Annotated in this window: 10 protein-coding genes; 3 read left to right on the forward strand and 7 right to left on the reverse strand. The window is 62.4% G+C overall.

Annotation, left to right across the window (positions count from 1 at the left end):
- Window positions 1-1,364: FecR domain-containing protein (locus tag IVB32_RS25945; RefSeq protein WP_247411805.1), on the reverse strand; the 1,364-nt coding region annotated here is incomplete at its 3' end.
- A 621-nt stretch (window positions 1,365-1,985) separates the two neighbouring features.
- Here IVB32_RS25945 and IVB32_RS25950 point away from each other — a divergent pair.
- Together IVB32_RS25950 and IVB32_RS25955 are read left to right on the forward strand one after the other, a co-directional pair.
- The gene (locus tag IVB32_RS25950; protein WP_018458192.1) at window positions 1,986-2,717 is read left to right on the forward strand and encodes a transglutaminase-like cysteine peptidase; all 732 of its coding nucleotides are present in this window, start codon (window positions 1,986-1,988) and stop codon (window positions 2,715-2,717) included.
- A gap of 100 nt (window positions 2,718-2,817) precedes the next feature.
- Window positions 2,818-3,942: a lysozyme inhibitor LprI family protein gene (locus IVB32_RS25955; RefSeq protein ID WP_247369327.1), complete on the forward strand. Its 1,125-nt coding sequence runs from the start codon at window positions 2,818-2,820 to the stop codon at window positions 3,940-3,942.
- Window positions 3,943-4,104: 162 nt separating this feature from the next.
- Here the strand turns inward: IVB32_RS25955 and IVB32_RS25960 are convergent, their stop codons facing one another.
- The 6 genes from IVB32_RS25960 to IVB32_RS25985 all read right to left on the reverse strand — a co-directional run bounded on the left by IVB32_RS25960 (window position 4,105) and on the right by IVB32_RS25985 (window position 10,927).
- The gene (locus IVB32_RS25960; RefSeq protein ID WP_026233521.1) at window positions 4,105-5,304 is read right to left on the reverse strand and encodes an ABC transporter substrate-binding protein; all 1,200 of its coding nucleotides are present in this window, start codon (window positions 5,302-5,304) and stop codon (window positions 4,105-4,107) included.
- A 79-nt stretch (window positions 5,305-5,383) separates the two neighbouring features.
- Complete coding sequence (locus IVB32_RS25965) at window positions 5,384-7,222, reverse strand: AMP-dependent synthetase/ligase (RefSeq protein WP_018458189.1); 1,839 nt, start codon at window positions 7,220-7,222, stop codon at window positions 5,384-5,386.
- Between the two features lie 125 nt (window positions 7,223-7,347).
- Window positions 7,348-8,136 (reverse strand): ABC transporter ATP-binding protein, encoded by a 789-nt coding sequence (locus IVB32_RS25970; protein WP_018458188.1) that lies wholly within the window; start codon window positions 8,134-8,136, stop codon window positions 7,348-7,350.
- Window positions 8,137-8,140: 4 nt separating this feature from the next.
- The gene (locus IVB32_RS25975) at window positions 8,141-8,899 is read right to left on the reverse strand and encodes an ABC transporter ATP-binding protein (RefSeq protein WP_018458187.1); all 759 of its coding nucleotides are present in this window, start codon (window positions 8,897-8,899) and stop codon (window positions 8,141-8,143) included.
- Window positions 8,896-10,047 (reverse strand): branched-chain amino acid ABC transporter permease, encoded by a 1,152-nt coding sequence (locus IVB32_RS25980; protein WP_018458186.1) that lies wholly within the window; start codon window positions 10,045-10,047, stop codon window positions 8,896-8,898. The genes IVB32_RS25975 and IVB32_RS25980 overlap by 4 nt, the downstream gene beginning before the upstream one ends.
- Window positions 10,048-10,051: 4 nt before the next feature.
- Complete coding sequence (locus IVB32_RS25985) at window positions 10,052-10,927, reverse strand: branched-chain amino acid ABC transporter permease (protein WP_018458185.1); 876 nt, start codon at window positions 10,925-10,927, stop codon at window positions 10,052-10,054.
- Between the two features lie 263 nt (window positions 10,928-11,190).
- Between IVB32_RS25985 and IVB32_RS25990 the strand changes: the two genes are divergently transcribed.
- Window positions 11,191-11,940, forward strand: coding sequence for an ABC transporter ATP-binding protein (locus tag IVB32_RS25990; RefSeq protein WP_026233520.1), 750 nt, complete (start codon window positions 11,191-11,193; stop codon window positions 11,938-11,940).
- The last annotated feature ends 83 nt before the right edge of the window (window positions 11,941-12,023 follow it).

Consider the following 12,023-nt stretch of genomic DNA (forward strand, 5'->3'; position numbering starts at 1 on the left):
AGCGCGCCGGTGACATCCTGCTGGCCGGCGTTCTTGTAGACAAAGTTCGGCGCATCGCCGAGGTCTATGCTCACCGTCGGCAGATCGGCCAGGTTTTGATCGACGAAGGTGATGCGACCGGAGATGGTATCGTAATGAGTTGTGTCGCCGGTCGTGCCCGCGCGCTCGATCATCTCGAACGCCGTCTTCACATTGCCGTTGAGATCGAGGCTTTGACGAACGGGCGGGCCGGGAATGCGGGTGCTGGTCGACGGATTATGGCCGGTCCCCTGCGATCCCGGCTCAGGGAGATGCGTGAAGGTCGCGGTCGCGGTGGCACCGGTATCCGTCTTGATGAAGACAATGTTGCCGGTCTGCGTGATCGAGTCGGTGAAGTTCTGGGTCAGCTTGGTGTTGCTGTTGTTGTCCGTGAACTTCAGCGTGAACACGTCCGTGATCAGCTTCTGGATGTCCGGCGACATCAGCGCATTGGAGATCGAGACGTTGCCGCCGCTGATCTGGATCATCTGGCCGGCCTGGTTGACCGTCGCGATCGGCAGCAGCGTGACCTTGTCGAACAGGATGTAGGAGCCCGTCGTGCCGTTCGGCTCGACCAGCACCTGGAAGCTTGCCTGCGGCTGCGGATCGCCGCCGCCAGCGGGAACGACGAAGTTGATCTGGCTCAGCACCGCCGTACCGCGGATGCCCATGGTGGCGACCGGCGTGTCGACCTTCATGTCGCCGTGCTTAGCGGTCTCACCGGCAACGAAAGTGATGGTGCCGGCGACCAGACTGAGCAGAGAGGAATTGTTCGACCCGTTGGGGTCGTAGACCATATCGTTCAGCACCATCCGCGCATTGGAGGACAGGCCGAACACCGTGCCGTCGATGAACGTAATGCCGAGCGTCGAGTCGCCGCCGGTCGAGACCACGTCGCCCTTCTCGACGTTGTCGCCATTGTTCAGGATGACGGAGACGCCGTTACGGACCGCGGTCGCGCTGCCGGAGAGCTTGGTGACGTGGCCGATGACCTGCGCGGCGGCAATGCCTGAGGCGGCCTGCGCGTATTGCACATGGCCGGTGAGTGCGTTGACGACGTCGCCGGTGAGGTGCGCGCCGTCGGGCGAGGCGATCGCCGCGCGCTTGTCGCCCCTGAAATAATCGTGAACGACGAAATCGTGCCCATCATGAGACAGCACGAGATCGAGACCGGCGCGCTTGAAATCGCCGTTGAAGATCAGGTTCGGGTCGGGAACCACGAATGCGCCATCGGGCACGTGGCCGTGTGCCTTCGCAGTAAAGGAATCGACATGGCCATCGGCGGGCGATCGGGAACCCAAGCCGTCCAAGGAAATCGCGGCGTCAAATTTGCCAGCGTAATTCAATCCGGGCACCAAAAAAGGAGTTAAAATCTAAGTAAGTATCGCTCGCCTAAACTTGCATATCATTACCAAGTCCTTAGCGAAACCACCTATTGCTTGTGTGATTTCGCATCACCAAGCGGTCGATGCTCTCGGACGGCTGGGCACCTGCAGGGAAGCCAAAGTAATCTTTCAAATACTCATAAGTAAAGTAGCGCTTATTTTCGCTCATTTTCAGTAACCTCATGTATTCTATTGCAGAAATCTGGCAATAGATACTTCTGTCATCTTTTGTTCGTGGTGCCCCGCACCACCCTGCGGCAAATACGGGGCCAAATCTGTGATCCAGCTAACAGAACTCGCGAAATAGCCAGCCGTTAGCCATAAGGCGCAGAATCAGTTCCACAACAACTTCTGCCTGCAATTGGTCCCTCTTCGCGGCAACTGCCGCCCTCCTAGCCGGCGAATCGTAAAATTTTACGCAATATGAGCAGGCCCGTTTCAGCCTGTTGCCCGGTTTTGGGACCCCAGGCCGGGCGCGTTAAGCAGAACAAAACCGCCCGCCTCGCACTATCTCCGCGAAAGCAACAAAGCCCGGCACGTGCAGGTCGAGGGGGACCTGGCGAAGCCGGAAGGGGATGTCAGATGGAGACCGCTGCTCGTTCGCGCGCTTGGCGCGCTATCCTTGTGCTGTGCGGATTGATCCTACTCGGATCGGCCGCCGAGCTTCGCGCTGGCACGCTACTATCGCCGGGAGCCGGCGTCCTCGTGCGCAAATCCGCCGAGCCGTTCGGCGTGTTCGCCTTCGCCATCTCCGCCGGCAGCCTGCAACAGAAATGGCTCGCCCTGAGGTCCAGGCTCGACGATGACATGGTGCAGCTCGCCCTGTGCGACGGCGATCGGGACAATTGCGCTTCGCCCGCTGCGCTGAAACTGCTCGCGATCGTCGACCAGGCCCGCAGCCGTGACGGCCGCGCCCGGCTGGGCGAAACCAATCGCGCCATCAACCTCGGCATCCGCGCCGCCGATGACGGTTCTGAGGACGTCTGGAGCTCGCCGCTCGCGACCTTCGCGCGTGGCGCCGGGGATTGCGAGGACTATGCCATTGCCAAGCTCGCCGCTCTTAAGCTCGCGGGCATTGCCGCGGAAGATCTCCGCATCGTCGTGGTGCGCGACCTCAGGGCCGGCGAAGAGCATGCGATTGCCGCTGCACGGCTCGACGGCCACTGGCTGATGCTCGACAACCGTCGCATGGCAATGGTCGAGGACGACGCTGCACGGAGCTACCAGCCGCTGTTCGTGCTCTACCAGTCGGCCGTGTTGAAATATGTCGACGAGCCCGTGCGGTTCTCGATGATCGCCGCCGAGGCGCGTTGATCTTGTTGTAGCCCGGTATAAAGTACGCTTACCCCACAAAGTCATTTCGCCGCGCGATTCGGGACGCTAGCATGCCCGCGGCTATGCGGGGGCGACTGGAATGCGGTTCATCGTGCTGACTATGCTTGCGCTGCTGGCCTTGCCGGCGGCTCCAGGCTTCGCGCAATCCAGCCCGTCCGACCGCTCCGTCGCCGACAGGCTGCCGCTGTTCGCCAGGAACAACTGCCAGCAGATCCGCGATCCCGGCAATCAATTGTTCTGCGGTGATGCCGAGCTTGCCGCCGCCGCCGAGAAGCTGAGCACGGGAATCGAGGCGCGGCTTGCCCGCCTGCCCGATCGCCTGCCCGGGATCGAGGAGAACGCGATCTGGATCCGCCAGCGCAATCTCGGTTGCGGCATCGTCGGCCAGACCGCGATCCGCGCCGAAGATTTCGACCGGGTGAAGGCATGTCTTCTCAAGGTGACCGATGAGCGCGCAGCGATCGTACGCGATCCGGATTTCGACTGTCTCGCCGCCAACACCGCCGCGGGCGCGCTGATCTGTGCGGACCCGTCGCTGGCGCTGGCCGAGACTGAGTTGAACAGCGAGGTTCTCGGCCTGATCGGCAAGCTCGATCCGACCGCGGCGCGCTTTGCCTTCGCCGAATACGGCCGGTGGACGCGGGAGCGCGATCGCAAATGCAATCTGGTTGGCAAGGAGAACGTGCCGCTCGGGGAGCTCGAGTCCGCGGAGGACTGTCTCGCCGGCTATCTGAAGCACAAGGCTGACGAGATTGGCACGGCGAAAGGCGATCCGAAGAAGGTGTTCGGCCGGCAGGTCGCAGCCCACTCGCCCGACACCGATGCCGTCGATTTCTGCGCCGCGCGAATCCACGCGGCCAATTCCTGCGGCAACTTCCTCCGCATCAACCGCGTCTACGCACTCGACAGCCAGGTGGGCGAGCAGGAAGCGCAGGTCACGGGCGAGATCGAGATGGCCGTGCTGGCGCCCTTCGCCACCTGCAGCAAGATCGCCACGACCTGTACGGGCACCTGCTGGGATGCCAGAACGGGTCGTCCGCAGCCCGGCGTCGGCAACAAGGAGCGCTCCACGGACGCCTTCAACGTCACACGCCGCCTGCGGATCCAGCGCACGTTTGCATTTGTCAAAGCCGCCGATGGCTGGCGCTGCCGGGAAGACGAACTGGCCCCGGTGAATTCAGGCACCGCAGGTGGGGGATCGTAGGGCTGTGTGCTCTCCCTCTCCCCGCTCTTCGCAGGGAGAGGGTTGGGGTGAGCGGCTGCTTCAGCGAATCCGGTGACAGTTAGACTCGCGGAGAGCCCCCTCACCGGGAAATTTGCTGCGCAAATTCCCGCCTCTCCCCGCATGCGGGAAGAGGCGAAGAAATCAAAACATCAGATTGTCCTTCACCAGAACCCAGCGGCCGCCCTTGACCTGCTGCACCTGGGTGATGGTGTTGGCGAGGTGGTCGGTCTTGGAGAATTTGGTCGGCGGCGAGTTGAAGATGTCGAGGAACTTGTCGCCCGATTCCAGCGCGTCCAGCATCTTCTGGCCGGTCAGATCCTTGCCCGCCTTGTTGGCGTAAAACGCGAACGTCATCACCGCATTGTAGCCAATGATGGCCTGCGTGTTGGCATCGGTGCTGAACATCTTCTTGTAGTTGACCAGCCAGTCCTTCACCTTGCCCTTTGCGGTGTCCTCATAGGGAATCTCGAATCCGGACGCAGCATAGAGGCCTTCGACCGCCTCCTTGCCGAGCATGGGCACCTCCATCACGTTGGTCGGCGTCGCGCCGAGAAAGGTGACCTCCCAGCCGAGCTTCTTGGCTTCCGTCATCGCGCCGATGGGCTCACGGAGCACAGCGCCGAGCACAACGAGGTCGCAGCTGTCGGACTTCATCTTGGCGATCTGCGCGCTGAAGTCGGAGGCACCGCGCTTGTAGCTCGTGATCGAGGCCGGCTGCACCTTCATGGCAGTAAGCTGCTGGTTGAAGCCGTCGAGCACGTTCTTCCCGTACTCGTCGTCCTGATGCATGATGCAGGGTTTCTTGAAGTTCTTCCACTCCATCATGTATTTCAGCGCCGCCCGCGTACTCTCGACATAGGGCAGCAGATTGTTGAACTTCAGCCGCTCCTGCGGCTTGGCGGGATCGAACTTGAACGTGAACTCCGCCGCCGTCAGCGGGAAGAGCTGAAGCACGCCGGCGTCGAGCAGGATATCCTGCGCCGCCAGCACGGTCGGCGAGCCCATTGGCCCCACCATCGCGAAGATCTTGTCGCGCTCGATCAACTTCTGCGACGCGAGCACGGCCTTCTTCGGATCGTAGCCGCTGTCCTCGACGACAAGCCGAATCTTCCGCCCCTGGACGCCGCCGGCGGCGTTGATCTCCTCGACCGCCATCTTCATGCCGTTCGAGACTGGCACACCCCAGCCCTTGATCGGCCCCGACAGATCCTGATGGGTGCCGATGACGATCTCGGAGGCCGAGATGCCCTCATTGGTGACCTTGGTCTGCGCCGCGGCAGGCAGACAGGTGAGCACCACCGCGCCTGCCGCAAAGCCGAACGTTTTCAACGATCTCGACATTGAAGTCTCCTCTCCTTGGGGCCCTTATGATGCGAAGGGTGGGGCCTTCACTCCTTCCCTGTTATTCAAACAAGATTGTTCAAGCCACCGCCCGCGCCGGATACATCGCGTCGATCTCGGCGGCATAACGCTTGTTCACGAAGCCGCGCTTCAGCTTCATGGTTGGCGTCAGCTCTTCGTCCTCCGGGGTGAGCTGGCGTTCGATCAGATAGAATCTCTTGATGGTCTCGACGCGGGCGAAATTGGCATTGACCGTTTCGATTTCGCGCCAGATCAGGTCCTGGATCTCCGCCGCGCGGCACAGGCTGGCATAATTGGTGAAGGGGATGTCGTGGTCCTGCGCGAATTTCTCGACATTCTCCTGGTCGATCATCACGAGGCAGGTGAGGTATGGCCGCTTGTCGCCGATCACCACGGAATCCGAGATGTAGGGCGAGAATTTCAGTTGATTTTCGATTTCGGACGGCGTGATGTTCTTGCCCCCGGAGGTGATGATGATGTCCTTCATCCGGTCGGTGATGCGGACGAAGCCCTCATTGTCGATGGTGCCGACGTCGCCGGTATGCAGCCAACCGCGATGGTCGATGGTCTCGGCTGTCCTCTCCGGCTGGTTCAGGTAGCCCATGAACAGGAAGTCGCCCCTGATCAGGATTTCCCCCTCGGGTGACAGCGCGACTTCGCCCCAGGAAACCGCCTTGCCTACCGAGCCGAGCTTGATCCGCTCCGCCGGCATCATGGTGGCGACCCCGCAATTCTCGGTCTGGCCGTAGACCTCGTGAATGTCGATGCCGAGCGCGAGATACCAGCGGATCAGCTCCGGCGCGATTGGCGCCGCGCCGGTGAAGGCGATGCGGCAACGGTCGAGCCCGATCATGCGTCGGATGTTGCGGAAGACGACCCGGTAAGCGATGCCGTTGGCGAGCCGCAACGGCAGCGGCGGCGGCTTGCCTTCAATCCTGCAATCGACCATGCGATAGCCGATGTCGATGGCGCGGCGGTAGACCCATTGCTGCAAACGCGTCGCATCCTTCAGCGCGATGGTGATGGCGGAATAGAATTTCTCCCAGATCCGCGGCACCGCGAGGAAGATGGTCGGCTGCACCTCGCGCAGATTGTCCGGCACAGTCTCCGGACTCTCGGCAAAATTCATCACCGAGCCAAGCGCGACCGAGATGTAATAGCCGCCGATCCGTTCGGCGACGTGGCAAAGCGGCAGGAAGATCAGCCGGTCCTCGTTCTCGCGCGCCGGAATGAAATCGTTGGCGTGCCGCATCTGGTGCGTGACGCTACGGTTGGCGTGCATGGCGCCCTTGGGCGGACCCGTGGTGCCGGATGTATAGACGAGGACCGCGAGATCGCTTGCGCTACGACTGTCGACCATCTCCTGCCACAGCGCCTCGCGGCCGGCCATGTGGTTGCGCCCGAGCGCGCGAAACTCGTCGAGCGACATCACCATTTCATCGGAGAAGCCGCTGAGGCCCTCCATGTCGAACACGATGATCTTTCGCAGAGACGGGCAGCGTGCGCGACAGGCCAGGATCTTGTCGAGTTGCTCCTCGTCCTCGGCGAAGATCACCTTCGTCCGGGAATCGTTGACGAGATATTCGACTTGGGATGAGGCATCGGTCGGATAGATCCCGGAAGAGACGCCGCCGGCGCACAGAATGCCCATGTCGACATGGACCCATTCCGGCACGGCGTTGGCGATGATGGAAGCAACGTCGCCGGGCCTGAAGCCGATGGCATGCAGCGCGTAGGCGACCTCCTTCGAGATCTCCAGCCATTCGCGCCAGCTGGTCGGCTGCCAGATCCCGAATTTCTTCTCGCGTATAGCCGGCCTGTCGCCCCGCGTCTCCGCGGCGCGCAAAAAGCTTTTCGCGATCGTGTCAGCGACCGTCAGCACCGCCGGTCGGGCCATGCACGTCTCCTCCCTGTCGCGTTCCCCTCCGCTGCCTGCCTTGCCGGCGGTCTATATTGGCGGATGGGCTTTGGTATTTAAGGCTTTTTCTAACGCCAAGTCTTCCCTTAACGCCAAGTCTTCCTCTAACGCCAAGTCTTCTTCTTTTTCCAGCGCCGCTCGCCTCGTGCGCCCGCTTCCTTGGCGCCAAGGTAGAATTCCTGGATGTCCTTCGAATGCATCAAGCGGTCGCAGCTGTCGTTCATCACGATCCGGCCGGTCTCCAGTACATAGCCATAATGCGCCGTCTCCAGCGCCACCTTGGCGTTCTGCTCGACCAGCAGGATCGACATGCCCTGCTCCTCGTTGACGCGCCGGATGATCGCGAAGATTTCCTTCACCAGGATCGGCGACAGCCCAAGCGAGGGCTCGTCGAGCAGCAACAGAGTCGGCCGGTTCATCAGCGCGCGGCCGATCGCGAGCATCTGCTGCTCGCCGCCGGAGAGCTGTCCGGCCGGCTGGTTGATGCGCTCCTTCAGCCGCGGGAAATAGCCGTAGACGCGCTCCAGATCGTCCGCAACGCCGTTACGATCCTTGCGCGGATAGGCCCCCATCATCAGGTTCTCGCGCACGGAGAGGAACGGGAACACCTCGCGTCCCTCCGGCACGTGGCTGAGGCCCAGCCGCACGATCCTGTCCGCCTCCATGCGTTGAATCGACTTGCCCATGAACTCGATGGCGCCCTTCTGCGGATCGAGAATGCCCGAGATCGTCTTCAGCACCGTCGTCTTGCCGGCGCCGTTGGCGCCCAGCAGCGTGACGATGCGGCCGCGCGGCACTTCGAGCGAGATGCCGCGGATGGCCATGATCGGCCCGTAATAGCTCTCGATGTTGGAGAGTTTCAGGATGATGTCTGGTGTTACCACGGCATCCATCGCGTCAGGCTCCCAGATAGGCGGCAACGACATCGGGGTGCTGTTGCACTTCGGCGGGCGAGCCCATCGCCAGCACCCGGCCGTAGTTCAGGGCGATGACGCGGTCGGAGACGCGGTTGACCAGCGACATATCGTGCTCGACCATGAGCACGGTGACGCCGAGCTCGCTCTTCAGGTCGCGGATCCAGAACGACATGTCGTCGGTCTCCTCCACGTTGAGGCCGGAGGACGGCTCGTCGAGCAGGATCAGCTTCGGCTCCGAGCACAGCGCGCGGGCCAGCTCGATCACCTTGCGCACGCCGTAAGGCAGACCCGAGATCAGCTTGTCGCGGTAGGGCTCGAGATCGAGGAATTCGATGACCTGTTCGACCCTGCGGCGATGCACCTTCTCGTCGGCGCGCACGCCCGGCAGGAACAACAGCTCCTGCCAAAGCTGCGTGGTCGAATGCCGGTGGCGGCCGACCAACAGGTTCGACAACACCGTCGCATTCTCGAACAGTTCGATGTTCTGGAACGTGCGGGCGATGCCGAGCCTTGCGATGTCGTGGGGCGGCTGCTCCGTGATGTCCTGGTCTTCGAAGAAGATGCGACCCGAGGTCGGGCGGTAGATCCGCGAAATCAGGTTGAAAATCGAGCTCTTGCCGGCACCGTTGGGCCCGATGATCGAGAGGATCTCGCCCTTCTCGACCGCGAACGACACCGCATCGACGGCCTTCAGCCCACCGAAATGCAGGGACAAGTTCTCGGCGCGAAAATAGCTCATCGGTTGCGCTCCGACTTCACGTAGATCTTCTGCCGCTTGAAGGTGGCGCGCTTGTAGAGCGGGAACAGCTGGAAGAAGAGTTTGATCTTGAGCCAGCGGCCGTAAAGCCCGAGCGGCTCGAACAGCACGAACAATACGATGATGATGCCGTAGATCGCGCCTTTCAGGCCGTTGAGCGAGGCAAAGGCCGCGACCTTGGACTGGACATTGGCTGCGGCTTGCGTGCCCGCTCCGAAGGTCGCTGCAATGCCGGCGATGATGCCGGGCATGTCGTCCTTGAGGTAGGTCAGGAACGGATCGATCATCACGATGAAGATTGCCCCCAGCACCGCGCCGTGCAGGCTGAAGGTGCCGCCGATCAGGATTACGATGATGAACTCGATCGAGAGTTGGAGCGTGAACATCTCCGGCGAGATGAAGGAGAGCTTGTGCGCAAACAACACGCCGGCGAAGCCGGTGATCGCCGCGGAGATCGCAAAGGACTTCACCTTGTACAGCGCGACATTGACGCCCATGCTGCGCGCAGCGGTCTCGCTGTCGCGGATCGCGACGAAGGCGCGCCCGGTGGGCGAACGCAGCAGATTGAGCGTACCGACGATGGTCAGCACCAGCACGGCGAGGCAGAGGAAATAGAAAGTGGGGCTGTCGCGCGGCACCGCAACGCCGAGCAGCGACAGCGTCTTCACCCGCATGCCCTCGTTGCCGTGGGTCACGCTCTCCCAACGCGCCAGGATCTCCTCGACGATCAAGGCGAAGGAGATAGTGGCGATGACGAGGTAGATGCCCTGGAGCCGCAGCGCGGGAAAGCCGACCAACGCGCCAATGCAACCGGACAGAAGGCCTGCGGCGAGGAAGTAGACCGGGAACGGCACGTTGTACGTCTGCAAGTACGCCGCCGTGTAGGCGCCGATCGCGAGGAACGCCGCGTGCCCGAGCGAGGCCTGCCCGGTGAAACCGGTCAGGATCAGCAGCGCCACGCCGACGGTCGCATAGATGCAGACGAAGACGAGCTGGCTCATCAGATAGCTGGAGAGCACATAGGGCGCGATCAGCAGCACGGCCAGCAGGAGACCGTATGAGACGTAATAGCCCGAATGCGGAAACAGCCTGATGTCGTCCTCGTAGTCGGTCTTGAACAGGAAGCGCATGCGTTCAGACCTTCTTGCGGACGTGAAGGCCGAACAGGCCTTCGGGCTTGAGCAAGAGCACGGCGAGCAGCACGATGTAGGGCGCGACGTCCTTCCAGCCCTCGGCCAGATAGAAGCCCGCCATGCTCTCGATGACGCCGATCAGGACGCCGCCGACCACGGCGCCGGGGATCGAGCCGAAGCCGCCGAGCACGGCGGCCGGAAACGCCTTGAGGCCGAGCACGAGGCCGACATTGGAATGGATGAAGGTGATCGGCGCCAGCAGCACGCCGGCGCAGGTCGCGACCGCCGCGCTGATCGCCCAGACGATCGACACCACGCGCTTGACCGGAATGCCCATGTAATAGGCCGCGAGCATGTTCTCGGAACTGGCGCGCATCGCAGTGCCGAGCGTGGTCTTGTTGAAGAACAGATAGAGCAGCGTGCACAGGATCATGGTCGCCGCGATCACCGAGAGCTTGTCGTAGGCGAGCACCAGCGGGCCGATGCGCAGCACGCCCTGGCTAAACGGCGTCTCGATCTTCAGATCATCGGTCCCCCAGATCATGCCTGCGATCGAGCGCAGGAAATAGCCGAGCCCGATGGTGGCCATGATGATGGAGAATTGCGGATAGCCGAGGATCGGCCGCACCACCACGCGCTCGGCCAGCATGCCGAACAGCGCCATCGCCGCCACCGCACCGGCAAAGCCGATCCAGTAGTTCAGCCCCATCATGCCGATGAAGGTGAAGGCAAAGAAGCCGCCCAGCATCATCAAATCGCCCTGGGCGAAATTGACGACCTCGGTGGCTTTGTAGACAAGCACGAAGCCGAGCGCGATCAGGCCGTAGACGCAGCCGAGCGCAACACCGCTGACCAGCTGCTGAACGAAATCCAGCATCGTCGCGCATCCTCCCGATACAACCGGCGGTTCTTCCTGACCGCCTTGCCGCATCTTGTGTTCAGTCGCTACGCAGTCGTTTCGCTGCGTTCGCGCCATTCGTCCCTTCACCAATTCAGCCTGAACCGCCAAGCGCTGTCAACAAACGGTGACTTGCCATTAGTCCAATCCGGATGACGGAATTTGCGGCAGCGCGATTCACGGTGCCGAAACATCTTCGGGGCATGGTGGCGAGCGATGCAAAACCGCAAGGTGTGGCCGTGATGAAGCGGGACGACTCGGCGCTCGAAGTCATGGGGTTAACGAAGTGTTTTGACCGTCTGGCGGTCGATAACCTCGATCTCACCATCCATGCCGGCGAATTCTATGCGCTGGTCGGCCCCAACGGCGCCGGCAAGACCACCACTTTGCGCATGGTTGCAGGCCTTTTGCGGCCCGATGCCGGCTCGGTCTCCATCTTCGGCATCGATGCGCTCCAAAACCCCGTCGCCGCCAAGCAGGTGATGGCGTGGGTCTCCGACGAGCCCATGATCTATGACAAGCTCACGCCGCTCGAATATCTCGAGTTCGTAGCCGGTCTGTGGGGCATCGCACCATCGGCCTCGGAACCGGTCGCCGCGGAGCTCCTGAACTCGCTCGGGCTCGAGCCGCACCGGCACGAACGCTGCGAGGGCTTTTCCAAGGGCATGCGCCAGAAGGTCGCCCTCGCCGGCGCCCTGGTGCACGATCCCCGCCTCATCATCCTCGACGAGCCGCTGACGGGACTGGACGCCGTCTCCGCCCGCCATGTCAAGGGACTCCTGAGCGAGCGCGTCCGCGCCGGCTGCACCGTCATCATGACCACGCATATCCTCGAGGTCGCCGAACGCATGGCCGACCGCATCGGCGTGATCGCAGCCGGCCGCCTGGTTGCCGAGGGCACGCTGACTGAGCTCCGGCAGCAAAACGGGCACGCCGATACCAGCCTGGAAGATCTCTTCATCGCGCTGGTGACCCTCCAGGAAGCCGCATGAGCTCGGCCACCGCGCTGTCCTGGTTCGCCCGCCACGAGCTCCGGCTCGCCTGGCGCGAATGGCTCGCCATGATGACCGGCGGG

Origin of the sequence: Bradyrhizobium sp. 23 (assembly GCF_023073295.1) — a bacterium.
GTDB classification, from domain to species: domain Bacteria; phylum Pseudomonadota; class Alphaproteobacteria; order Rhizobiales; family Xanthobacteraceae; genus Bradyrhizobium; species Bradyrhizobium canariense_D.

Coding starts and splice junctions, on each gene's coding strand:
- IVB32_RS25985 (WP_018458185.1), bottom strand. CDS start 10,927: ATGCTGGATTTCGTTCAGCAGCTGGTCAGCGGTGTTGCGCTCGGCTGC.
- IVB32_RS25980 (WP_018458186.1), bottom strand. CDS start 10,047: ATGCGCTTCCTGTTCAAGACCGACTACGAGGACGACATCAGGCTGTTT.
- IVB32_RS25990 (WP_026233520.1), top strand. CDS start 11,191: ATGAAGCGGGACGACTCGGCGCTCGAAGTCATGGGGTTAACGAAGTGT.
- IVB32_RS25970 (WP_018458188.1), bottom strand. CDS start 8,136: ATGGATGCCGTGGTAACACCAGACATCATCCTGAAACTCTCCAACATC.
- IVB32_RS25955 (WP_247369327.1), top strand. CDS start 2,818: ATGCGGTTCATCGTGCTGACTATGCTTGCGCTGCTGGCCTTGCCGGCG.
- IVB32_RS25975 (WP_018458187.1), bottom strand. CDS start 8,899: ATGAGCTATTTTCGCGCCGAGAACTTGTCCCTGCATTTCGGTGGGCTG.
- IVB32_RS25960 (WP_026233521.1), bottom strand. CDS start 5,304: ATGTCGAGATCGTTGAAAACGTTCGGCTTTGCGGCAGGCGCGGTGGTG.
- IVB32_RS25965 (WP_018458189.1), bottom strand. CDS start 7,222: ATGGCCCGACCGGCGGTGCTGACGGTCGCTGACACGATCGCGAAAAGC.
- IVB32_RS25950 (WP_018458192.1), top strand. CDS start 1,986: ATGGAGACCGCTGCTCGTTCGCGCGCTTGGCGCGCTATCCTTGTGCTG.